The organism is Rhodococcus sp. T2V (assembly GCF_029269925.1).
In the GTDB taxonomy this organism is placed as follows: Bacteria; Actinomycetota; Actinomycetes; order Mycobacteriales; family Mycobacteriaceae; genus Rhodococcus_F; species Rhodococcus_F koreensis.
The window spans coordinates 163682-184965 of the sequence record NZ_JARJBD010000007.1 but is presented as its reverse complement, the minus strand read 5'-3'; the positions used below and the strand labels follow the sequence as shown (position 1 = coordinate 184965).

Sequence of the window (21284 nt, the reverse complement as noted above, 5' to 3'; positions counted from 1 at the left end):
TTCAGGTGACCATCGTCGAGCCGGTCTTCCGAACCGGGCTCGGCGAATCTGCGGTGCGGGCCTACCAGCAGCGTCTCGACGAGTGGGCGACGTCGTCAACGACCTCGGGCCAGGGACTGAGACGCGTCGAGCAGGGTGTCGAAGACGAGCATGTGACCGGCGAAATGGGTGATCGCGTAGTCGAGTTGCGCCTCGGGTATGGCGAGTTGCGGTGTCACTCCGCAGGCCCAGAACACCGGGACCGTGTGCTTGCCGACGCCGGGGTAGACCCCGAAGTCGGGCCGAGCGAGGTCGGCGATTCCCAGTGCCGATGGATCGCCGACGTGCACGGGGACGCCGTGGCCGGTCGGATACCGTCCGGTGACCTCGATTGCCGTGTCGACCAGCGACGTGGGCACGGGACGCATGCTGACGGCGAGGGGTCCGGCGAAGATCCCCGCCGGCACGGTCTCGCGATCGGTGACGTACACCGGGGGTGCGGCATGGCTGACGGGGATCCCGGCTCGGCGGAGCGGGGCGTCGAAGGTGTGGCTGCATCCGAGAGCGAAGGCGACCGCGTCGTCGCGCCAGTGTTCGGTGAGGTCGGTGGGTTCGGCCACCAGGGTGTTGCGCTCCCAGACCCGGTAGCGCGGGAGCATGGTGCGCACGTCGACCGTGCAGCTGTCGTAGGTCAACTGCGATTCGCCGGGATTCGTCCTGGCGAGCAGCGGGCACACCTCGGGGTTGCGGCGGCAGTACTCCGCGAAGTCGTCGGCGGCGGCGGACGGCACGACGACGAGGTTGGCCTGCTGGTAGTCGTCGAGGATCCCGGCGGTCGGTGCGGTCCACTGCCCCGCCGCGACCAATCGGCGCAGATCCTGCGGGTGCGTCGGTGACTGCCGCGTCATTGCAGTGTCTCCTTGGCTGATTCGCGCACGGTGCGCAGGGTGATCAGGGCGAGCACCACCGCGCCCATCAGCAGGAACCCGGGGGCCAGGAGGTTGTCGGTGCGGGAGATGAGGTAGGTGGCCAGGTACGGGGTGAGCCCACCGCCGATGATGGTGCCGATGTTGAAGGCGATCGACAGGCCGGTGTACCGCACGCGGGTGGGGAACTGTTCGGCATAGGTCGGGTAGGTCACCGATTGCACGATCGGCATCGGCAGCGCGAGCACCACCATGGCACCCACCGCGAGGGCGAAGCTGCCCTGATCCATCACGATCATCGCCGGCAGGACCAGGATCGCGTAGCCGAGGAAACCGATCGTGATGACCTTCTTGCGGCCGACCCGGTCGGACAGTCCCCCGAAGAACGGCATCAGGATCGCGACGAAGAAACTGATGGCGCCCATGATCCAGAAGGTGTTCGACTTCGGGTACCCGAGGTAGGTGGTCAGGTAGATGTTCATGAAGATCAGGCCGACCCAGTATCCGGTGTTGGATCCGATCGACAGGAAGATGACCTTGAAGACCGCCGCGGTGTGTTCGGTGAGCACCTCCATGAGCGGAGACTTCGCGGGCGCGTGCTGCTGGGTTTCGGCGACGAACGCGTGCGAGTCCTCGAGTTTGCTGCGCGCGATCAACGTGATCGCGATCAGCGGCAGGGCCAGCAGAAACGGTATGCGCCAACCGAAGTCGACGAGTTGATCGTCAGTCAGTGCCGTGGTGGTGATACCGGCCACGACGGCGGCCGTACCACCGCCGAGGGCGACGCCGACCGGGGTGAAGGCGCCGAAGAATCCGCGGCGGCCGGCGGGTGCGGATTCGGACAGATACGTCGCCGATCCGGTGACCTCGCCGCCGGCGAAGAAGCCTTGGGCCAACCGCACGAGCAGCAGGGCGATGGGGGCGGCGATACCGATCGATCCGGCGGTGGGAAGCAGTCCGACGGCGGCGGTCGCCGTTCCCATGCCCACGATGGTCGCGATGAGCACCGGCTTGCGTCCGATCCGGTCGCCGAGGCGGCCGAGGACGATTCCGCCCAGTGGGCGCATGACGAAGGCGCTGCCGAAGACCGCCAGCGTGGCCAGGAGCGACGCGGTCGGGTTGTCGTTGGGGAAGAATAGGGGCCCGATGATGACGGCGAGGTAGCCGTACACGCCGAACTCGTAATACTCGACGGCGGTACCGGCCGCGGCCGCAACGGCGGCACGGCGGGGTTGCATGGGGGGCGGGGCGGGCAGGTGATCGCCCGTGTGGGGCATGGAGGCAGGTACGGTGGTCATGGCGAACTCCAACGAAGAAGTGGCGGAGGTGCTGCGAGGAGATCCCGATCGCGGGGTCGGAAAACGTGGCACCGCGGCGCTGGGGTGCCCGAGTGGTCATCGGCAGGATGGCAGTCCTGCCGATGACCTGTGTCCGCGGACTCAGACGGCGAACAGTTGGTTCAGGTCGGCGAAAGCCTTGAATTCCATTGCGTTTCCGGCGGGGTCGAGGAAGAACATCGTCCACTGTTCGCCCGGCTCGCCCTCGAATCGCACGTACGGTTCGATCACGAACTCCGTCCCGATGGACGTGAGTTTCTCTGCGAGAACTTTGAACTCGTCGACCGGCAGAACCAGCCCGAAGTGCGGAACCGGAACATTGTGTCCGTCGACCGGGTTCGTCCCGGCCACCCCGTCGCGGGGCGTCGCGCTGGGACCGTCCCCGACCTGATGGGTGACGACCTGGTGTCCGCCGAAGTTCCAGTCGATCCACTTGGTGTCGGACCGTCCTTCGGTGAATCCGAGTACACCGCCGTAGAAGTTGCGGGCGGCGTCGATGTCGTCGACGGGAATGGCGAGGTGGAAAGGAACAAGGTTCGTCAGTTGGGCGGTCATACTTTTCCTCTTCTGTGATTCGTGAACTCGGAGATGGACGGGACGCGCGGGGTTCGGGTCAGTCGTCTCCTCTCGGGAGCGCTGCGAGTCGGATCCGGGTGCCTGGTGCTGCCTGCGCCACGAGGTCGACGTCACGTTCGATCACCACCCCGATGACCGGGTAGCCCCCGGTCACCGGATGGTCGGCGAGGAACACGATCGGTTCCCCGGACGGTGGGATCTGGATCGCTCCGAGAGCCATGCCTTCGCTCGGCAGATCCACCGACCCGACGGTCAGCGGCGGTCCGGTCAGCCGGGCGCCGACGCGGTCGCAGTCCGCACTCACCGTCCACGTCGTGGCGGTCAGCGCGGCCCGATCGTGTGGCGCGAACAGGCCGTCCCGGGGGCCCCACCGGAATCGCACCTCGGCCGCCCCGACCGGAAGCCGGGGCACAGTCAGCTCGAGCGGGATGTCGTGGGGTACCGGATGACCCGCCCCGAGCGCGAGGGTCGTGCCGGACCGGACCTGTGCCGGACCGACCCCGGACAGGCAGTCGGTGGCGGCGGAACCGAAGACCCGCTCGGTGTCGATTCCCCCTTCGACCGCGACGTAAGTGCGCAGTCCCGTGACGGGACGGCCCAGCGAGAGAATCTGCCCGGCCCGCAGCAGGATTCGCCGGCCCTCCGCCGGAGCGCGGCCGTCGACACGAATCTCGACGGTGGCACCGGTGATCGCCACGTACCGGTCCGCGGACACGGCGATCGCGAGCCCACCGAACGTGTTCTCGAGCGCGGCGGCGCCATCCGCGTTGCCGACGAGGCGGTTCGCCACCGTCAGGCCGGCTCGGTCGGCGGCACCGGACGTGGTGACCCCGAGGTGCGCGAACCCGGGCCGGCCCAGATCCTGGAGCGTCGTGCTCAGCCCGGCGTCGATCACCGACACCTGCGCGCGCACCGGGGTGCCGGAAGGCAGTCGGCCGGGCCTGGTCAGCATCGAGGTCATCTACTCCACCGCCTCGAAGACGACGCGGTCACCCACGGACAGCCGGCTGGGATTCGCCGCGTCGATGTCCCACAGGACCTCCGACGTCGAGCCGATCAGGTGCCAGCCACCCGGTGTGCCGCCGGGATAGACAACGGTCTGAGTGCCGGCGATGGCGACGAGTCCGGCACCGACCCGTCGGCGCGGCGACGTGCGGCGAGGCAACTCGAGCGCGTCGGGCAGGCCGTCGATGTAGGCGAACCCGGGGGCGAAACCGAAGAATCCCACGCGATGCTCGGCGGAAGTGTGTGCAGCGACAACCGCCGCCGTGGTCAGGTTCAGTCTCCGTGCCACCGCCTCGAGGTCCTCGCCGTCGTAGCGCACCGGGATGACCACCGGTTCGCGTTCGAGGAATGCCGCCGACGCGTCTGCGCCGGCAGTGTCCACAAGGTGGCGGACATGGCCGGAGAGCAGCCGCATGTCGGACGAGGTGTTGGCGCGGAACATGATCGAATGCGCGGCAGGGACGACGTCTTCCAGCAGAGCCGACCAGGTCTGGGCATGCGCCGCGGCCACGACACCGGCGATCCGCTCGGGTGCGACATCGACGATCCAGGCGCGATCGCCCGCGCGGAGGAGGTTACCGGATTCAGTCATGACGTCCACCCCCGATCCCGGCCAGGGCTACGTCGTTGCGCCCGAGCAGTTCCCGGGTCTGCCGGGCGATGTCCACCGCACCGGGGGTGTCGCTGTGCACGCACATCGCGATCGCCGCCGCGCCGTCCGGCAGCACCGTGGGCGTCGCGCCGTCCACCGAGTCGACCGACCCGGTCACGACCATGTGGACGGCCCGCTTCGCGGCTGCGGACGGGTCGACGACCAGTGCGTCCGGGTGCGACCGTGGCACCAGCAGTCCCTCGTCCGTGTACGACCGATCGATGAACACCTCCGCCTGAGGGGTCAGTCCGGTGTCGAGGGCGGTGTGCCACAGCACCGTGTCGTACTGGCAGAGCACGGGCAGGTCCGGATCGACCAGTCCGATCGCTTCGGCGATGGCGTGCGCCTGCCCCGGATGCCGTGCGGCCGTGTTGTACAACGCCCCGTGCGCCTTGACGTAGGACACGACCGTCCCGGCGATCCGCGCAAAGGCCTGCAGGGCGCCGATCTGATACACGATGTCATTGACGAGCGTCGGGGTGGGCACGTCGATGAATCGGCGACCGAAGCCGGCCAGGTCGCGGTACGACACCTGCGCGCCCACCGAAACCCCACGGGCGGCGGCCATCTCACAGGTGCGGCGCAGGATGTCGGGATCACCGGCGTGGAAGCCGCACGCGATGTTCGCGGCGGTGACCTGATCCATCAGCGGCGCCTCGTCACCGACACCCCAGACGCCGAAACCCTCACCGATGTCGGTGTTGATCGAGACCGTTCGAGTGCCCATCAGCTGCGCTCGGCCCAGTACGTGCGCATGTCCTCGGCCGAGTTCTCCCAGGCGCGGTGCAGACCAGTCTGCCCACCGTCGATGTGCAGGATGATCTGCCGAGCCAATTCCTCGGAATTGCCGTCGGCGAGCGCCTGAACCATTGCCTTGTGCTCGTCCTGGACCCGGTCGTACGCACACGTCCCGTGCACGTAGAACCGGGAATAGGGCTCGAGCCGGTGATACATCTGGGCGATGATTTCGTAGCGCATCGGCAGGCGCGAGAGCCGGTACATGTCGAGATGGAACGCCAGGTTGGTCCGCGACCACGCTCCGGCGCCGGTGTCGGCCACCTGATCCATCTGCTCGGCCATCGCCTCGAAGCGGCTGATGTCGCGCCGCGAGACTCGCTCGGTGACGTGCTCGGCGAAGCTCGGCTCGACCAGGCGGCGCAGGTCGTAGATCTCGTCGATCTCGTCGAGGTCGAGCGCGGTGACGAACGTGCCGCGGCCCGGGACCGTGCGCAGCAGACCCTCCCCCGCGAGGGTCCGCATGGCTTCGCGCAGCGGAATCCGCGACACCCCGAACCGGTCGGCGAGTTCCTCCTGCACCAAGCGGTGGCCAGGGGGATAGATGCCCTCGACGATGGAGGTTCGGAGCCGGGACGTCAGGTCCCCTTCCGGAGACCCGAACTCGTGTGACGTAGGCGACATATTCACTGTATACAGTGGATCCGGTAGCTCTGTCCAGCCCAATTCGCCCTGGGAGTGAATGTTTTACAGAACCGAAGCTTGACGAAACACACCGATAACCGGATTCGATCGGCGCCCTGACGAGGGTCTACCGGTATACGGGGCGGACCCAGCCCGAGAAGATGTCCGGAAGATCAGAGGTCACCGTGCGGGTGAACCGGGGTGAACGCTTTTCCAAGAAGGACGTCACGCCCTCGTAGGCGTCGCTGCTGGCGCCCTGTGCGCGCATACCCCGGGACTCCGCGATGTGCGCGTCCATCGGATGTGCGGCGCCGAGCATCCGCCACACCAATTGCCGGGTCAGCGTCACCGACACGGGTGCCGTGTTGTCGATGATCTCCGCCGCGAGAGACCGAGCGGCAGCGAGCAACGTTTCCGGCGGATGGACGGCGCTGATCAGGCCACCGTCGTACGCCTCCGCTGCGGTGAACAGCCGTCCCGTGTACAACCATTCCACCGCGCGCTCGACCCCCACCAGACGCGGGAGAAACCAACTCGAGCAACTCTCGGGAACGATGCCGCGACGGGTGAAGGGAAACGCGAACTTCGCCCCCTCCGAGGCCAATCGGATGTCCATGGGGAGGGTGATGGTCGCGCCGACTCCCACTGCCGGACCATTGATCGCCGCGATCACGGGCTTCGTCGAATCGTAGATCCGCAGCGTCATCTCACCGCCGCCGTCGCGGGGCACTTCACCGTCGGCCCCCTCCGGCGCGTCGAATCGCGAACCCCCTCCCGCGAGGTCGGCGCCGGCGCAGAACGCTCTGCCGGAACCGGTCATGATCACCACGCGGACCACATCGCTGGCGTCGGTGTGATCGAAGGCTTCGATGATCTCCGATTTCATTTCCGTCGTGCATGCGTTGAGCTGATCGGGACGGTCCAGCGTGATCGTGGCGATGCCGTCGTCGATCTCGAGGCGAATGGTAGTGAATTTCATCGGTAACCTGTCTCTTCGAACTTGTCGAGCACGTCGGTTTACCCTCCTCGATTCGGCGGCTCGGGTCAAAGATCCGTTGCCTTCCAGAGCAATCGGCTTCACGCATGCCCCTCCCCGGGGGCCGAGCCGGTGGCGAGAGCGGCGAACGCTGCGGCCGCCGGTGACAACGGTCCCGACCGGAACACCACACCGTAGTCGTGCCCCAGCTCGGGCTCGGTTCGCATCACCCGGACTCCGCGACGCTCGGCTCGACGAGCGTCGGACTCGGTCAGGAAGGCCGCGCCTGCTCCGGCCTCGACGAGTAGATAGACGTTGTGTTCATGCTCGACCTCCACCGTCATGTTCGGGCTGAAACCCTGTTGAGCGCATGCACGTTCGACCTCGTCGCGAACTGCGGTACCCCTCGGTCCGGCGATCAACGGCAGCTCGGACAGTCGATCGATCGGGAAGGTCGGCATCTGCAGGTGGGGTGCCTCTGCCGGTAGCCCCAGCAGCAGTCGGCGACGGCCGAGCACACGGGTCGACAGCTTGTCGTCGTCGGCCGGGAGGTAGTCGATGCCGACTTCGCATCGAGCGGCTCTCAGGAGGGTCTCCACGCCGGCGTTGGGCCCCGGATCCATCAGATTGACCCACACGCCCGGGTACTGTGCCCGAAATTGCGCCACCAGTGGGGCGAGCGGTTCCACCGCGAGGTCCGGCGGACTGGCCACATCGAGCCAGCCGTTCTCGAGCGTGGCGATCCCCCGCACGATCTCGTCCGCACGGCGGGACGACTGCAGCACCTGGCGCGCGGGCCCCAGCAATGCCGCACCCGCATCGGTCAACTCCATTCCTCGCGGAACCCGCCGAAAGAGTTCGACCCCCAGTTCGCCCTCCAGCGCCCGCAGCGACTGCGACAGCGCCGGCTGGGCCACATACAGAACCTCAGCTGCCCTGGTCACGCTGCCGTTCTCGACGACAGCGAGGAAGTAGCGCAGTTGACGTGAGTCCACTTCCCGACCCTACCCAACGTGACGTGGGCGATAAGGTGACACCGGCGAAGCAGTGGTCTTCGCGTTTCGCGCTCTGGACGGCGGTCACGTCCCTCGCGCGCGGGCCACGGTGGCATGGAGGTGGACATGGAGTTCCGGCAGGCCGAGCATTTCCTTGCCGTGGTCGAACACGGCGGTGTGGTCCGCGCGGCCGCTGCGCTCCACCTCGCGCAGCCCTCTCTGTCGCAGTCGATCCGCGTCCTCGAACGTGATCTGGGCACCCCCCTGTTCCATCGTGTCGGCCGTGGGCTCGTTCCGACGACGGTGGGTGCGGCGCTGGTTGCTCCTGCCCGGCAACTACTCCGGGACATGGCCACCGCGCAGGCCTCCGTTGCCGAACTCTCCGGCCTCCATGGTGGGCACGTCGATATCGGCACTACCGCAGGCCTCTACGAGTCCCCGCTCCCCGGCCTGATCGGTGACCTGAGGCGGGCGTACGGCACGGTTACCGTCCGCATCAGGGAGTTTCGGTCCGAGAACGACGTCGCCGGGGCAGTGCGCGACGGCACCGTCGAGTTGGGGTTCGGGTTTCTCGAACCGGCCGACTCCACAGAAGTCACCGACCGCCGCGACCTCGACACCCACAGCTTGGGCACCGACGAATTGTGCATCGCCCTTCCGCGGGTGATCGCGGACGGTCTCCCCGATCCCCTGCCGTTCGAGCAGATCCCCGATCTGCCGGTGATCGCGGTGACCGGCGGCGCACAGGGGCGGGTCTCGGTGGAGTCCGCGTTACGCCGTGCATCACGACGGACAACGCTCGGTGTGGTCACGGCGCATCGCCAGGCCACCGTGCCGCTGGTCGCTGCAGGCGCCGGAATGGCCTGGGTCACCAGGGCAGTCGTCGACAACGCCGGTGAGCCGGCCGTGGTGGCACGGGCAATGGAGCCGCCGGTGATTCTCACGGTCGCGGTCATGCATCGGCCGGGTGTGCTCTCCCCCGCTGCGCGCGCACTCCTCGCCGCGGCCCTCCGTCGACGGGACCGGCACGATGGAACGACCCGGTAACGGTCAGTCGAAGGTTCTTCCTTCCTTCGCCAATCTCGTCAACAACGGCGCGGGTTCGGTGCTTCCGTCGAACCTCCGCAGCGATTCTTCCACTCGGTCGAGCCCGACACCCTCGGCGTGGAACATCGGTCCACCGCGATGGCGCGGAAAGCCATTGTCCCGGTGGTAGCGACGGCCCGGCAGCGGACCGGGGCCCGGCGACTTCGGAGATGTCCGCACCGGCCGAGAAGTCGGTGGCATTGCCGGTCAACACGATCGAGTCGATACCGGGTGCGTCCAGAGCGCGGGTGAGGTCCCGCAGAATCCCCTGCCGGGTGGAGAGCGGGAGCCCGTTCACCGGCGGATTGTCGAGGTGAATGATCGCGACACTGCCGGTGACGCTGTACTGCGTGGACACAGCGTCACGATCCTTCTCTGGTTCGCCCGGATTCCTCGCCTTGGGTGGCGGCGTACAGCTCCTCGTCTTCGGCCGAGCCGTCGGCGTTGGTCAGCGGATCGATCGCCGCGATCCGCGCCCGGTCCCGCTCCGGGTCGATGGTCAAGAACATCACCACCGCACCCACGATCGCCACCACACCGAGTATCTGGAACGCCGAGGTGTACCCGTCCGCTGGGGTCGGTGCCGCGTCCACCAGGTACCCGGTGAGCCACGGGGCCAGGATCCCGGAGGCCTGGAACAACGCGACGAACACTCCCAACGTCGACGCGACCTGACGATCCGGGCTGATGTAACTCACGGCGACGAACATCAGCGGGAGGGTGGCGACACCGACGCCATAGCCGGTGACCACCAGCGCCACGGCGATCCACGATTCGGTGACGAACGGGATCACGGCGAGGCACACACCGCAGAAGACCAGAGCGACCACCGTCACGAGCCCGCGCGACACCCGCACCGTCGTTCCTCGTCCTGCCAGCCGGTCGGTGACAAACGAACCGAGCAACATCGCGGTCATTCCGGTGACGCTGGGCAGCGCGAACAGCAATCCGGAGTTGATCCGGGTGTAGCCGAGGCCCTCCTCGAAGTATGACGGCAGCCAGGTCAGTACGACCGCGACCATGCCGTAGACCGCGAACATGCCGAGCACTCCGCCCCAGAACGTGGGGAGCGCCGCGATCCGGAAGATGCTCACCCGCGTCACCGCGTCCGTGTCGGCGGTCTTGGCGCGCTCGCGGGCGCTGTTCACGGAGTAGGGGCCGTCCTTGCCGACGACCAGCCAGACCGCGGCCCAGACGGCGCCGACGATCATCATGGTGATGAACGCCGCCCTCCATCCGTATGCGGCCACGATGAGGGTCAGCGCGGGAGCCATCAGAATCTTCGCCAGCGACGAGCCGGACGACACCACGGCGGAGGGCAGCCCACGTTTACTCTTGGGGAACCAGCCGAACACCGCGACGTTCACGAGCGATGCAGCCGGACCCTCGGCGGCGCCGAGGAGAACCCGGCTGACGAGTAATGCCCCGAATGTTCCGACCAACAGGATCGGGATCTGCACCAGCGACCAGAGCAGTGCCATCGTCAACAGCACCCAGACGATCTTCACGCGGTCGGCGATGAATCCGCCCAGGAGCCCGGTCGCGACGAACAAAACGTAGAAGACGCTGCCCAACAGACCGATGTCGGCGTTGGACAGGCCGAGATCCTCCGACAGCGGTCGGGCGACAATCCCCAGCACGGCTTTGTCGGCGAAGTTCACCGTTTGCAGGATCATCACGAGAAAGGTGATGCTCCAGGCGGTGCGTGCGGTCCGCGCGCCCACAGGCGCCATGGCCTCGGGGATCGTCCCCGCGGAATTGTCCGCACGATGTGGGCCGTTCGCGACAGTCATAGGTGGGCCTCCGCCTCAACAGTTGTGATTGTATTCAGTGACGTCAATTCAAATCGGAGCGACCGATCGGTCCCTTACTTCGGCAGGCCCAAGATTCGCTCACCGATGATCGTGCGTTGAATCTGATTCGAGCCACGTGCGATCCGGCGTCCCCGGCTTTCCAGGAACACCCGTTGCAGGGGGTCGAGTCGATAGCCGTCCCCCTCGGGGCGGTTCAGAGCCGAAGCACCGAGAAGTTCGAGGCTGGTCGAACCGAAGTGGCAGTGATACTCCGACCAGTTGATCTTGTCGATCGCGAGCAACTCGTCCACGGACTGCCCCTCGGCGATCCGGGCGCTGATCACGGACCCGACGGCGCGCATCAGTTCGACCTCGATCACGAGTTCCGCCAACTGCCGGCGCACGATCGCGTCGTCGAGTCGCGCGTTCTTGTCCAGCCGCTCCACCAGGACGTCCCATTCGCGGCGATAGCCGACGTACTGGGTGGCAGCCTTGCCGGCCCGCTCGGCACCGAGCGTGGTCATCGCGACCGCCCAACCGTTGCCGAGCCCACCCACCACATTGCTCAGAGGCGTTCGGGCGTCGGTAATGTGTTCCTGCGCAAACCCGCTGGCGCCCGACGCCATCCGGATCGGATCGACGGAAACGCCGTTGTCCGTCATGGGAACGAGCACGAACGAGATGCCCCGGTGTTTCGGCGCGTCGCGGTCGGTGCGGCACAACAGGAACATCATGTCGGCCTGATCGCCGTGGCTGGTCCAGATCTTGTCGCCGGTGATCCGCAACTCGTCGCCGTCCACGGTTCCGGTGGTTCGCAGCGAGGCGAGGTCGGATCCGGTCTCGGGTTCGGAAAATCCCTGGCACCACGTGTCTTCGCCCGACAGGATGCGCGGCAGGAATCGCCGCTTCTGGTCCTCGCCTCCATGTGCCAACAGGGCGGGCGCCAAGAGGATCTCGCCCATGCCGAGTTGCGGGCGACACAGTCCCGCGCGGGCGAACTCCTCCTCCACCACAAGCGTTTCGACCGGACCCAGTCCCCGACCACCGTGTTCCTCCGGCCACGACAGGCACAACCACCGCCCCTGACGCAGCAGGTCGATCCAGCGCTTCGCGGCGTCCGTGTCCTCGTGCCCGAACGGTTCCTGCGCGTACTCGAGTGGCATCCCCTCGGCGCCATGCTCGACCAGCCACCCGCGGACCTCGGAGCGCAGTTCCGCCAGCGGCGCGGGTTCATCGATCCGCACATGGCGCTCGACCGCGGCGCCGGCGAGGACTCCGGCGAGTAGGCGCTCCCGGTGCCACGTCGACGATCCGAACAACAGTTGATCGGTCTTCGCCCTCTTGAGATGGATGTGAGCCCAGTGCTCCCACGTGAAGCCGATCGCGCCGTGCAGTTGAATGGCTTCTCCGGCGACCTGCAGGTACCGTTCCGGCCCCGCGACGCACAACAGACTCACCAATGTCGGCAGTTCCGGGGAATCGGTATCCGCGGCGTGAGCGGCAACGTCGACCGCAGCGGCGACCGGCTCCAGCGCGCGGATCAGATCGGCGAGTCCGTGCTTGACGGCCTGGTTGGCACCGACCGGACGACCGAACTGGTGTCGGGTCTTCGCGTATTCGGTTGTCAGATCAAGGCACCGGCGAGCTCCGCCGACCCTCTCCGCAGCCTGCACGACGAGCGACTTGTCGAGTGCCCTCGACAGCGCCTCGGAGATGTCGACGGCACCACTGATCCGTTGCGCCACAGCCCCGGCGAAGGTGAAGGTCGTCAGTGGTCGAGTCAGGTCCAATGCCGGGCACCGGACCCGCCGAACATTCGGATCCGATGGATCCACCAGAAAGAGTCCGGTCCCCTCGTCGGTGCGGGCGACGACGACGACGGTATCGGCGCAGTGACCGAAGAGCACGTGGTGGGCCCGTCCGTCGAGCCGCCAACTGTCGCCGTCCGGGTGTGCACGCACCGCCTCCTCCCCGGCCTGCCACCACCCGTCGGCATCGGCGAACGCGAGGCACCCGAGCCGTGTGCCCGCAGCGAGACCCGGCAGCAACTCGGTGCTCCAGGCTTCCTGGGCGCAGTCCGCGATCGCGAGCGTGGTCAGCACGGAACTCGAGAAGAACGGACTGCACGCCGCGGAGCGCCCGAATTCCTCGGCGACGACGACGAGGTCACGGATCCCCGCGCCGGAACCGCCGTGCTTCTCGTCGACGAGCATTCCCTGCAGTTCGAGTTGTTCCGCCATCGTCGCCCACATCTCGGGGCGGTAGCCGAGTTCCGAGTCCTGAACGAGCAGGACTTCGGTCGGCCCACTGGTGTCGGCGAGAAAGTCCCGAACCGCCTCGCGAAGTGCGCGTTGTTCCGCGGTTGTCGCTATTCCCATTCGTTTGTCTCCTTCGCGATTCCCTCGAGCGCGATGATCGCTTGTTTCATCGCGATTCCCCCGCCGTGCGGATAGGCGGCCACCTTCTCGGCGAGTTCGGTTGCCCGGGCCAGAACCCGGTCGTCCGGCACCATGTCGTAGGCGAAGTTTCGGCGCAGCAGGGCCGGCCCGTACTGGCGTTCACATCCCAATGTGAGTTGCAGTGCCTGGTGCACGTCGTACTTCGCGAGCAACCAACGCAGGTTGTGCGGGGCCGCCACCCCCATCTGCGCCTCGCCGACCATCAGGAACGACGTCTGCCCCACCACGAGCAGGTCGCAGGCCAACGCGATCGCCGCAGCGCCGTTGACAGCGGCCCGCTGCAGGGCACCTATCAACGGCTTGCCGAGGACGGCGAGGCGTGTGTGCAGTTCGGCGATTGCCGCGGAAATTTCCGGGTCCCCCGGGCGCACCTCGGCGAGGTCCAGTCCGGAGCTGAAGCATCCGCCTGCCCCGTGCAGCAACACTGCCGTCACGGTGTCGTCGACTCGGGCGTCCGCTAGGGCGTCCGCGAGTTGGATCACCATCGGGACAGTCAAGGCGTTCTTCCGCTCGGGGCGGTTCATTTCGATGTCCAACCGCCCACTCGGATGGTGCCGGGTGAGCACCGCGTCGGTCTCCGGGTGGCTCACCACGCACTCCCGATGACCGGATTCGCGTTGCAGCCCGATCGAAGAAATGTATTCACGGCCTTCCTTCCAGAATCACCAGCGACAGGTTTGCTTTTCGGGCTTGCTCTCACCATCAGGAGTCGACGAGGACGGCCTCATTGCGATCACAGAGACCGGCGAGCCGACCCTGGATCAGGTCTGTCGCCTCGGCGACGATCCGCGTGACAAGCTCGGCAACCGTGGGGATGTCGTGAATCAGGCCCTGCGACAACCCTGCCGACCAAATGCCGGCCTCGGGGTCGCCGAGTTCGTACACCGTTCTGCCGCGCGCACCGGACACGAGGTGCCGGATATCGTCGAACGCACCCCCGCCTGCGAGCGCACTGACCACTTCCCGGCTGACGGTGTTGCTCGCGACGCGGGCCGTGTTCCGCAGTGACCGGAAGATCAACTCGGTGTCGAGTTCGGTGGCGTCGACAATCTGCTGTTTGATCGTCCGATGGATCGGCGACTCCGACGTGCACATGAAGCGCGTGCCCATGTTGACGCCCTCGGCGCCGAGCGCCAACGCGGCCGCCAGCCCCCGTCCGTCCGCGAAGCCGCCCGACGCGATGACAGGAACTCGCAATGCCCTTGCTGCGGCGGGAATCAGGATGAGGCCCGGAACGTCGTCCTCACCGGGATGTCCGGCGCATTCGAACCCGTCGATGCTCAGCGCATGGACGCCCAGCGCCTCCGCCTTCACCGCATGTCGCACGCTGGTGCACTTGTGCAGCACCTTCACCCCAGCGGCCAGGAACGCCGGCATGTGCTCTGCCGGACTGTTCCCCGCAGTTTCGACGATCTTCACACCGGAGTCGATGATCGCGTCGCGATACGCGGCGTACGGCGGCGGAGTGATCGAGGGAAGCATCGTCAGGTTCACACCGAAAGGCATGTCCGTCATCTCGCGACAGCGGGCGATCTCCGCGGCCAACGCGTCCGGAGTGGGCTGGGTCAACGCGGTGATGAACCCGAGCGCTCCCGAGTTCGCCACCGCCGCGACGAGTTCGGCGCGCCCGACCCATTGCATTCCACCCTGCACCACCGGGTGGGTGATCCCGAACAGCTCGGTGAATCGTGTACTCAGCATGAATTCCCTACCCCTACAGACCCAGCGACTTGCTGACAATCGACTTACACACTTCGGTGGTGCCGGCGAAGATTCGCGTCACCCGGGCATCCGCGTACATCCGGGCGATCGGGTACTCCATCATGAACCCGTAGCCGCCGTGCAACTGCAGGCAGCGGTCGATCACCCGGGACTGCAGCTCGGTGCAATAGACCTTGGCCTTCGCCGCGTCCGCCGCGGTCAGTGTGCCCTCGTCGAGTTCGTCGAGCGCCCGGTCCACCATCGTGCGCCCCGCCTCGATCTCGATCGCGCACGATGCCAGTTCGAACTTGGTGTTCTGGAAGCTGCCGATGGTTGTCCCGAAGGCCTTGCGCTCCTTGACGTATTCGACGGTCAGATCCAATGCCGTTTCCGCGCTGGCCTGAGCATTGATCGCAGTGGACAGCCGCTCCTGCGGGAGGTTGAACCCGAGGTACCGGAAGGCCTTGCCCTCCTCACCGAGCAGATTCTCCACCGGAACCCGCACATCGGTGAACGACAACTCCGCGGTGTCCTGCGCTTTCAAGCCCAGCTTCGTCAGGTTCCGGCCCCGCTCGTACCCGGGCATGCCGTCCTCGACGATCAGCAGGGACAGCCCGTCTCGACGGTCGGGCCCCTTGTCGGTCCGGGCCACCACGACGACAAGGTCGCAATTGATACCACCCGTGATAAAGGTCTTGGCGCCGTTGAGAACATAATTGTCGCCGACCCGCTGTGCGGTCGTGGCCATGCCCGCCAGGTCCGAGCCCGTGCCGGGCTCCGTCATCGCGATCGCGCCGACGATGTGGCCGCTGGCCATGCCGGGCAGCCAGCGTCGCCGCTGCTCCTCGGTTGCGTACTCGAGGAAGTACGGGAGCAGCACATTGGTCTGCAGCGCGAGACCACCCAGAGTCACGCCGGATCGAGCCAGCTCCTCGGCGACGACGGCGTTGAATTTGAAGCTCTCGATACCCGCGCCGCCGTACTCTTCGGGTATCTGGAGGCCGGGAATGCCGATCTCGCCGGCTTTGCGAAAGACAGTCTTGTCGACCCTGCCCGCCTCGGTCCACGCCTCATAGTGCGGTTGAACGTCGCGAGCCAAGAAGTCCTGGACCACTTTGCGGAATGTCTCGTGGTCCTCGTTGAATACGGTTCTCTTCATATCAATCAGACACCTTCTGTCGGGTGGTCAGAGCAATTCGACGATCGTGGCGTTGGCCATGCCGCCGCCCTCACACATCGTTTGCAAGCCATATCGAATATTGTTGTCTCGCATGTGATGCACCAGCCTCGTCATCAGAACGGCTCCGGAGCCGCCGAGAGGATGGCCGACGGCGATCGCGCCTCCCAGCGGGTTCACGAGGGCCGGGTCGGCTCCCGTCTCCGCGAGCCAGGCCAGAGGCACCGAGGCGAATGCTTCGTTGACCTCGAATGCGCCGATGTCGGCGATCGCCAACCCGGAGCGCTCGAGGACTTTCTCGGTCGCCGGGATCGGTCCGGTCAGCATGATCACCGGATCGTCACCCACTGTCACGGCGGTGTGGATTCGGGCGATCGGTGTCAGACCGAGCTGACGTGCCTTCTCGGTCGTGGTCACCAGCAGGGCTCCCGCACCGTCCGAGATCTGCGAGGCGTTGCCGGCGTGGATCGCTCCGTCCGTTTTGAAGGACGTCTTCAGTCCGGCAAGTGTGTCGGCGGTGGTCCCGCGCCGTATGCCCTCGTCCGAGTCCAACACGCCGGGCAGAGCGGCAACCTGGCCGGTGAATAAGCCCGAATCGGTTGCAGTGACGGCTTTCTCGTGCGAGTCTGCGGCGAACTCGTCGAGTTGCCGGCGCGAGAGCGCCCATTTTTCGGCAATCATCTCGGCGCCGATGCCCTGGTTGAACGCCTCGACTCCGAATCGGTCCAACACGGTCTGCCCAAACGGCTGTCCCGTGTGGCGACTGGTCCCCATGGGAACCCGCGACATCGACTCCACTCCACCGGCGACCGCAACGTCGTACTGACCGGCAATCACGCCCGCCGCGGCGAAGTGCAGCGCCTGTTGGCTGGACCCGCACTGGCGGTCCACTGTGGTGGCCGGAACCGATGTCGGCCAACCTGCAGCGAGTACGCTGCTCCTGCCGATGTTGTTCGCCTGATCCCCGACCTGACCCACGCATCCCCACACGACGTCGTCGACGGCACCCGGATCGACATTCGTTCGCTCGACGAGAGCGTTCAACACGTGTGCGGACAGATCCGCTGGATGAATCTCCGCCAGCGATCCGTTGCGTTTTCCGATCGGTGTCCGTACCGCATCGACGATGACTGCGTCCCGCATGTGTGGCTCCTTTGCGCCCTTGTTCAACTCACACTCAAATCAACCAGCGCCATGCGCGTCACACAAAGACGCGAATGCGCATTCTGCGATCGGATCGGCTTATGGGTTCGGACAGATCACACGGACCCGCAGGACACGCACTACACCGCGATCGACGCGACGCCGGCCATCGCCACGAGAATCGCACATCCCCCGAGTACCACGCACTCCGTCACACTCGGAGTTCCTGCGCCGAGCCGAAGTTGCCGGATCCGGGCGGAATGCGCCGCGCGAGAACGGATCAGTGCGGCCGAGCAGAACATGATCACCGTCGCGGCGGCCGGCACCGTGACGATGGGGGGACCCAACCGCAACAGCAGCAGTGTGGGTGCGGCCAGCGCCGCGGTTGTCCGGATCCACGAGAGCGCGGTCCGCTCAGGTTGCAGTCCCGGGTCGTCGTGGGTGATCACACACCCACGCCGTCCGTCGTGCGTCCGGTCGTCACCTGATCAGCACCACAATCGCGGTGGAGCCGGCCCCGGCAACCAGAAGGGCCACCACGACAATCGATCCCGGTAGCGGCAAGCTCTGCCGGCGGCGAAGGGCAATCTCGATGCGGAGCCAGCGCGACAATGCCAACCCGACAACCAGGACAGCACCGATCAGTATCGTGATTGCTGCGGGCAGACGAATCGTCGTCGGCACGACGGTTCCCCCGAAGGCTTCGAGCGCCAATGCGGCCGCAATGAGTGCCAGTGCAGTCCGAATCCAGGCGAGATAGGTTCGCTCGTTTGCCAACGTGAATCGCGGGTCGGGGTCGATGCCCTGGCGAAGACCGGCCAACGAGATCGTCCCGGGTCCCACTGTCATGCCGGTGTCCCGACCGCACTCGACTCCTTGCACGAGAGAACGCCCGCCTGCAACAGTGCGTCCAACTCGTCTGCGCTGTAACCGATCCCGGTGACAATTTCAGCGGAGTGCTCGCCGAGAGAAGGCACGCGCCGCACCGTTCGTTCGCATTCACCACCCAGGCGAAACGGAACTCGGACGACGTCGAACGCCGATCCGTCGAAGTGCTCTCCACCGGTGAACATCTCACCGGCGATGACATCGTCGGATTCGCGCACCTGATCGTAGCTACGGACAGCCCCGACGACGAGGCCATTGCTCGCCAGCAGTCGAACGCATTCCTCGCTGGTGCGGCCACCGAGAGCGACCGCCAGCTCGCTCAGGAGTTTTTCGCGATTGGCCACGCGCGCTTCGTTGTCGGCGAAGCGTGGGTCGGTGGCGAGATCTGGACGCCCGAGAACCTCACACAGTCGCGGCCAATGCTGCGCCGTGTAACCGGACAGCACGATGTACCCGTCCGACGTTTCGATCAGATCGGCCGCCGGCGCGACTCCTGGCTGACCGTTGCCACGGCGACACGGCGCCGACCCGGTGATCGAGTAGCCGGTCCAGTCCGCCGACTGTAGGTGCAGAGCAACCTCGAGCAGGGAGACCTCGACAGCTGCAACCCGCCCGAAACGCTCCCGCTCGAGCAGCGCCGCGAGGACGGCTTCGGTCAGTACGTGCGCCGTTGCCGCATCCACGATGGTCGTTCCCACCCGCAACGGCGTCCCGCCGAGCTCCCCGGTGATGGCCATCAGCCCGCTTTCCGCCTGCGCCGCGATATCGAGTCCGGGCCGGTGGCGCGATGGTCCGTGGAGGCCGAAGCCGCTGACCGTCGCGTAGATGGCACGCGGGTTCAACTCCCGGACCCGGTCCGGGCCGAGCCCCAGCGCCTCCATCGCACCTGGACGCATGTTCTGGATGACGACGTCGGCGCCGGAAACCAGGCGCTCGGCCACCTCCAGGCCACGAGAGTCTTTGAGATCGAGTGCAATCGATCGTTTTCCTCGGTTGTACGCGCGCAGGATGGATTCACCGAACGATGTGCCCGAGCGAACCCAGTCACCCTCCGGCGGTTCGACCTTGATTACCTCGGCGCCGAGATCGACGAGAGATTGTGATGCGCCGGGCGCGGCGACGAATTGGCCGAAGTCGACAACGCGGATTCCTTCGAGTGGGCGGTGAATCATCAGCGGGTCCGATCGCGAGCAGGGTTCAGGTCAGATGCATGCACGGGCGTGTGAGAACACCGATCCCGCAGCACATTGGGGACCATCCGCGATACGCGGCCATCCCTCCATGCACCTTCGACCCTACGAGGGATCCACACAGAGGTATAGACGCAATCACCCGATACAGAACATAGGTACCACTTATGCCTTGCCTGGCCGGGTCAAGCCACCGTCGACTCCCGCACCAGCGCGACGAACGCACGCGCAGCCGGCGACAGTTCGTCGGAGCGGTAGTACAGCGCATGACCGGTCGGGAGACTCACATCCAGCGGCCGAACGACGGCGCCGAGCCTCGCCGCGAGATCCGCCTCGGTCCCGTGCAGAATCGTGCCGCCCACCCCAGCCAGGATGAGCGGTATCACCGCGTGCCGATGCGCGGTCTCCAGCACCGGAACCAAGTTGCCCAATCCGCGGGCAGCCAGCAGCCGGTTCATGTACGCGCGTCCGATGGCACCGGGAAAGGGTGCGGAGATGACGTCCCGATCGGCCAGTTCCTCGATCCTCATCGGACGATCGGCGAGTGGCGTGCCCGGCGGGAACACGGCGAGGAGCGGGCGCTCCCCGAATGGAACCTCCTGATAGCCGGTCGCCGCCGGCGGATACTCCGTCAGGAGCAGTTCGACGTGACCGCGGGCCAGATCGTCGAACCCGCGCGCCCCGACGTGCACCCGGGAAATGTGGATCGTCACTCCCGGATGGCGGGCCCGGTATCGCTTCACCAGATCGACGAGCGGGTCGACCGCGAGATTGACGACACTGCCGATGTCGAGTTCGCCGGACTTCAACTCCGAGACGTCCTCGATCGCCCAACGCGCCGTGTCCAGAGCACGTAACGCCGACCGCGCCGGTCCGATCAGCGCGCGCCCATTCGACGTCGCGCTCATCCCGCGGCCGCGGGTGAACAGCGTGCACTCCAACTCCCGCTCGAGTTCGTGGATCGTCTGCGACACCGAGGGCTGACTCAAACCCAATCTGCGAGCCGCGGCCGAGATGGACCCCTCGTCCACGACGGCGAGGAAATGCACGATGTGCCGCCTATCCATAAGCTTCAATGATATTCGGCAGGCCCCACTGCGTGCTTGTCTGATCAGCGATCGAACTCCGTCAGGGGGCGCTGGCGCAGCTTGCCCATCAGGTCGTCGATCGAGTCACTGCCCGTCAGGATGCCCAGCAATTCGTGTTCGATCCGGTCGGCCTCCACGCAGATCTTGACCACGTCGAGAAGCGCGCCGGACGGCACGATGCAGACCCCGTCGTCGTCGGCGACGACGATGTCACCGGGGTGCACCAGATTTCCCGCGAGCCGGACCGGTTCGCCGATCGATTCGGTGACGAACCGGAAGCGTGCTGCCCGGGGGACCCGCGCGCTCGACCAGACGGGCAGTCCGCTGTCGGCGATGGACACCGAATCTCGCACCGCACCTCCCACAATGCAACCGGCGAGGCCCGCGAGTTGCGCCCACCGGGCGGAGATGGCGCCCATCACGGCGGTGTCGGCGGGATATGGGCAGTCGAACACCGCCACATCTCCCTGCTGCGCGGTCGCGTAGAGGTCACGGTCCCCCAGGCGGGCGCCGACGTTCGCGTCTCGGTTTTCGGCTAATTCGCCGGGCAGGCGCCGGTAGCGCAGGGTCACGGCCGGTCCGCAGATCCGCTGGCCGCGGCGCAGCGGAGGCAGAAGGTCGGCGCCGATGACCGCACCGCCGCCGAGGTGGTCGAGGGCGTCGGCGACCGCGGAGGACACGTCCGCAACCGCGGACAAGGAGCCGAGCAGGGCCCGGCGATCGGCCTCGACGGATGGGTCGGGCAGTGCCGCGTGGCGCATGTGATGTCCATTCGTTCGGTGAGGTGGATGCATTTTTCGTCCGTGTTGAGGGTCTTTGGTATTCGCGTTTGAGAGGATGGTCCTGTTGTGGTCAGTAATCGCTAGCATCTGGTGACCACACTCGAGCACTGGA

General features: G+C 66.5%; 22 protein-coding genes. 1 reads left to right on the top strand and 21 read right to left on the bottom strand.

The genetic code is table 11. From position 1 onward, the window contains the following. Positions 1-95 precede the first annotated feature (95 nt). The 9 genes from P3H15_RS09410 to P3H15_RS09370 all read right to left on the bottom strand — a co-directional run bounded on the left by P3H15_RS09410 (position 96) and on the right by P3H15_RS09370 (position 7865). Positions 96-887 carry a DUF1445 domain-containing protein gene (locus P3H15_RS09410; RefSeq protein ID WP_276136965.1) on the bottom strand — a complete coding sequence of 264 codons (792 nt, stop codon included), beginning with the start codon at positions 885-887 and terminating at the stop codon, positions 96-98. Next, positions 884-2203, bottom strand: a complete 1320-nt coding sequence (locus tag P3H15_RS09405; protein ID WP_276136964.1) for an MFS transporter — start codon at positions 2201-2203, stop codon at positions 884-886. The genes P3H15_RS09410 and P3H15_RS09405 overlap by 4 nt, the downstream gene beginning before the upstream one ends. A gap of 141 nt (positions 2204-2344) precedes the next feature. Then, positions 2345-2797 carry a VOC family protein gene (locus P3H15_RS09400; RefSeq protein ID WP_276136963.1) on the bottom strand — a complete coding sequence of 151 codons (453 nt, stop codon included), beginning with the start codon at positions 2795-2797 and terminating at the stop codon, positions 2345-2347. Between the two features lie 58 nt (positions 2798-2855). Continuing rightward, the gene (locus P3H15_RS09395) at positions 2856-3779 is read right to left on the bottom strand and encodes a biotin-dependent carboxyltransferase family protein (RefSeq protein WP_276136962.1); all 924 of its coding nucleotides are present in this window, start codon (positions 3777-3779) and stop codon (positions 2856-2858) included. Further along, a complete protein-coding gene (locus P3H15_RS09390) occupies positions 3780-4415 on the bottom strand; it encodes an allophanate hydrolase subunit 1 (RefSeq protein ID WP_276136961.1) in 636 nt (211 codons plus the stop codon). Further along, positions 4408-5202, bottom strand: a complete 795-nt coding sequence (locus P3H15_RS09385; RefSeq protein ID WP_276136960.1) for a LamB/YcsF family protein — start codon at positions 5200-5202, stop codon at positions 4408-4410. Before P3H15_RS09385 ends, P3H15_RS09390 begins: the two co-directional genes overlap by 8 nt. Further along, positions 5202-5894, bottom strand: a complete 693-nt coding sequence (locus tag P3H15_RS09380; protein ID WP_276136959.1) for a GntR family transcriptional regulator — start codon at positions 5892-5894, stop codon at positions 5202-5204. Before P3H15_RS09380 ends, P3H15_RS09385 begins: the two co-directional genes overlap by 1 nt. 127 nt (positions 5895-6021) lie before the next feature. After that, positions 6022-6873 carry a crotonase/enoyl-CoA hydratase family protein gene (locus P3H15_RS09375; RefSeq protein WP_276136958.1) on the bottom strand — a complete coding sequence of 284 codons (852 nt, stop codon included), beginning with the start codon at positions 6871-6873 and terminating at the stop codon, positions 6022-6024. 98 nt (positions 6874-6971) lie between these two features. Continuing rightward, positions 6972-7865: a LysR family transcriptional regulator gene (locus P3H15_RS09370; RefSeq protein WP_276136957.1), complete on the bottom strand. Its 894-nt coding sequence runs from the start codon at positions 7863-7865 to the stop codon at positions 6972-6974. Between the two features lie 126 nt (positions 7866-7991). Between P3H15_RS09370 and P3H15_RS09365 the strand changes: the two genes are divergently transcribed. Next, positions 7992-8912, top strand: a complete 921-nt coding sequence (locus P3H15_RS09365; protein WP_276136956.1) for a LysR family transcriptional regulator — start codon at positions 7992-7994, stop codon at positions 8910-8912. On the opposite strand, the gene P3H15_RS09360 is transcribed toward P3H15_RS09365, so the two are convergent. From P3H15_RS09360 to P3H15_RS09305, 12 genes are all read right to left on the bottom strand, one after another. Beyond that, positions 8818-9309, bottom strand: a complete 492-nt coding sequence (locus tag P3H15_RS09360) for an enoyl-CoA hydratase-related protein (protein ID WP_276136955.1) — start codon at positions 9307-9309, stop codon at positions 8818-8820. The two genes, P3H15_RS09365 and P3H15_RS09360, sit on opposite strands and share 95 nt — an antisense overlap. A 4-nt stretch (positions 9310-9313) precedes the next feature. After that, complete coding sequence (locus tag P3H15_RS09355; RefSeq protein WP_276136954.1) at positions 9314-10744, bottom strand: MFS transporter; 1431 nt, start codon at positions 10742-10744, stop codon at positions 9314-9316. A 74-nt stretch (positions 10745-10818) separates the two neighbouring features. Then, the gene (locus P3H15_RS09350) at positions 10819-13122 is read right to left on the bottom strand and encodes an acyl-CoA dehydrogenase (RefSeq protein WP_276136953.1); all 2304 of its coding nucleotides are present in this window, start codon (positions 13120-13122) and stop codon (positions 10819-10821) included. Continuing rightward, the gene (locus tag P3H15_RS09345; protein WP_276136952.1) at positions 13113-13793 is read right to left on the bottom strand and encodes an enoyl-CoA hydratase/isomerase family protein; all 681 of its coding nucleotides are present in this window, start codon (positions 13791-13793) and stop codon (positions 13113-13115) included. The genes P3H15_RS09350 and P3H15_RS09345 overlap by 10 nt, the downstream gene beginning before the upstream one ends. A 112-nt stretch (positions 13794-13905) precedes the next feature. Further along, the gene (locus P3H15_RS09340; protein WP_276136951.1) at positions 13906-14904 is read right to left on the bottom strand and encodes a nitronate monooxygenase family protein; all 999 of its coding nucleotides are present in this window, start codon (positions 14902-14904) and stop codon (positions 13906-13908) included. Between the two features lie 13 nt (positions 14905-14917). Further along, positions 14918-16063 carry an acyl-CoA dehydrogenase family protein gene (locus tag P3H15_RS09335; protein WP_276136950.1) on the bottom strand — a complete coding sequence of 382 codons (1146 nt, stop codon included), beginning with the start codon at positions 16061-16063 and terminating at the stop codon, positions 14918-14920. 27 nt (positions 16064-16090) lie between these two features. Beyond that, positions 16091-17224: an acetyl-CoA C-acyltransferase gene (locus P3H15_RS09330; protein WP_276136949.1), complete on the bottom strand. Its 1134-nt coding sequence runs from the start codon at positions 17222-17224 to the stop codon at positions 16091-16093. A gap of 140 nt (positions 17225-17364) precedes the next feature. Then, a complete protein-coding gene (locus P3H15_RS09325) occupies positions 17365-17673 on the bottom strand; it encodes a DUF202 domain-containing protein (RefSeq protein ID WP_276136948.1) in 309 nt (102 codons plus the stop codon). 31 nt (positions 17674-17704) lie between these two features. Further along, a complete protein-coding gene (locus tag P3H15_RS09320; RefSeq protein WP_276136947.1) occupies positions 17705-18046 on the bottom strand; it encodes a YidH family protein in 342 nt (113 codons plus the stop codon). A gap of 23 nt (positions 18047-18069) precedes the next feature. Then, positions 18070-19284, bottom strand: a complete 1215-nt coding sequence (locus P3H15_RS09315; protein ID WP_276136946.1) for a CaiB/BaiF CoA-transferase family protein — start codon at positions 19282-19284, stop codon at positions 18070-18072. A gap of 203 nt (positions 19285-19487) precedes the next feature. Beyond that, positions 19488-20369: a LysR family transcriptional regulator gene (locus tag P3H15_RS09310; protein ID WP_276136945.1), complete on the bottom strand. Its 882-nt coding sequence runs from the start codon at positions 20367-20369 to the stop codon at positions 19488-19490. A 44-nt stretch (positions 20370-20413) separates the two neighbouring features. Then, complete coding sequence (locus tag P3H15_RS09305; RefSeq protein ID WP_276136944.1) at positions 20414-21151, bottom strand: RraA family protein; 738 nt, start codon at positions 21149-21151, stop codon at positions 20414-20416. Between the last annotated feature and the right edge of the window lie 133 nt (positions 21152-21284).

Excerpts from the sequence above, each read along its gene's own strand:
- P3H15_RS09315 (WP_276136946.1), bottom strand. The coding sequence starts at position 19,284 with ATGATTCACCGCCCACTCGAAGGAATCCGCGTTGTCGACTTCGGCCAA.
- P3H15_RS09410 (WP_276136965.1), bottom strand. The coding sequence starts at position 887 with ATGACGCGGCAGTCACCGACGCACCCGCAGGATCTGCGCCGATTGGTC.
- P3H15_RS09405 (WP_276136964.1), bottom strand. The coding sequence starts at position 2,203 with ATGACCACCGTACCTGCCTCCATGCCCCACACGGGCGATCACCTGCCC.
- P3H15_RS09400 (WP_276136963.1), bottom strand. The coding sequence starts at position 2,797 with ATGACCGCCCAACTGACGAACCTTGTTCCTTTCCACCTCGCCATTCCC.
- P3H15_RS09390 (WP_276136961.1), bottom strand. The coding sequence starts at position 4,415 with ATGACTGAATCCGGTAACCTCCTCCGCGCGGGCGATCGCGCCTGGATC.
- P3H15_RS09380 (WP_276136959.1), bottom strand. The coding sequence starts at position 5,894 with ATGTCGCCTACGTCACACGAGTTCGGGTCTCCGGAAGGGGACCTGACG.
- P3H15_RS09305 (WP_276136944.1), bottom strand. The coding sequence starts at position 21,151 with ATGCGCCACGCGGCACTGCCCGACCCATCCGTCGAGGCCGATCGCCGG.
- P3H15_RS09340 (WP_276136951.1), bottom strand. The coding sequence starts at position 14,904 with ATGCTGAGTACACGATTCACCGAGCTGTTCGGGATCACCCACCCGGTG.
- P3H15_RS09330 (WP_276136949.1), bottom strand. The coding sequence starts at position 17,224 with ATGCGGGACGCAGTCATCGTCGATGCGGTACGGACACCGATCGGAAAA.
- P3H15_RS09355 (WP_276136954.1), bottom strand. The coding sequence starts at position 10,744 with ATGACTGTCGCGAACGGCCCACATCGTGCGGACAATTCCGCGGGGACG.
- P3H15_RS09395 (WP_276136962.1), bottom strand. The coding sequence starts at position 3,779 with ATGACCTCGATGCTGACCAGGCCCGGCCGACTGCCTTCCGGCACCCCG.
- P3H15_RS09385 (WP_276136960.1), bottom strand. The coding sequence starts at position 5,202 with ATGGGCACTCGAACGGTCTCGATCAACACCGACATCGGTGAGGGTTTC.
- P3H15_RS09335 (WP_276136950.1), bottom strand. The coding sequence starts at position 16,063 with ATGAAGAGAACCGTATTCAACGAGGACCACGAGACATTCCGCAAAGTG.
- P3H15_RS09375 (WP_276136958.1), bottom strand. The coding sequence starts at position 6,873 with ATGAAATTCACTACCATTCGCCTCGAGATCGACGACGGCATCGCCACG.
- P3H15_RS09310 (WP_276136945.1), bottom strand. The coding sequence starts at position 20,369 with ATGGATAGGCGGCACATCGTGCATTTCCTCGCCGTCGTGGACGAGGGG.
- P3H15_RS09365 (WP_276136956.1), top strand. The coding sequence starts at position 7,992 with ATGGAGTTCCGGCAGGCCGAGCATTTCCTTGCCGTGGTCGAACACGGC.
- P3H15_RS09350 (WP_276136953.1), bottom strand. The coding sequence starts at position 13,122 with ATGGGAATAGCGACAACCGCGGAACAACGCGCACTTCGCGAGGCGGTT.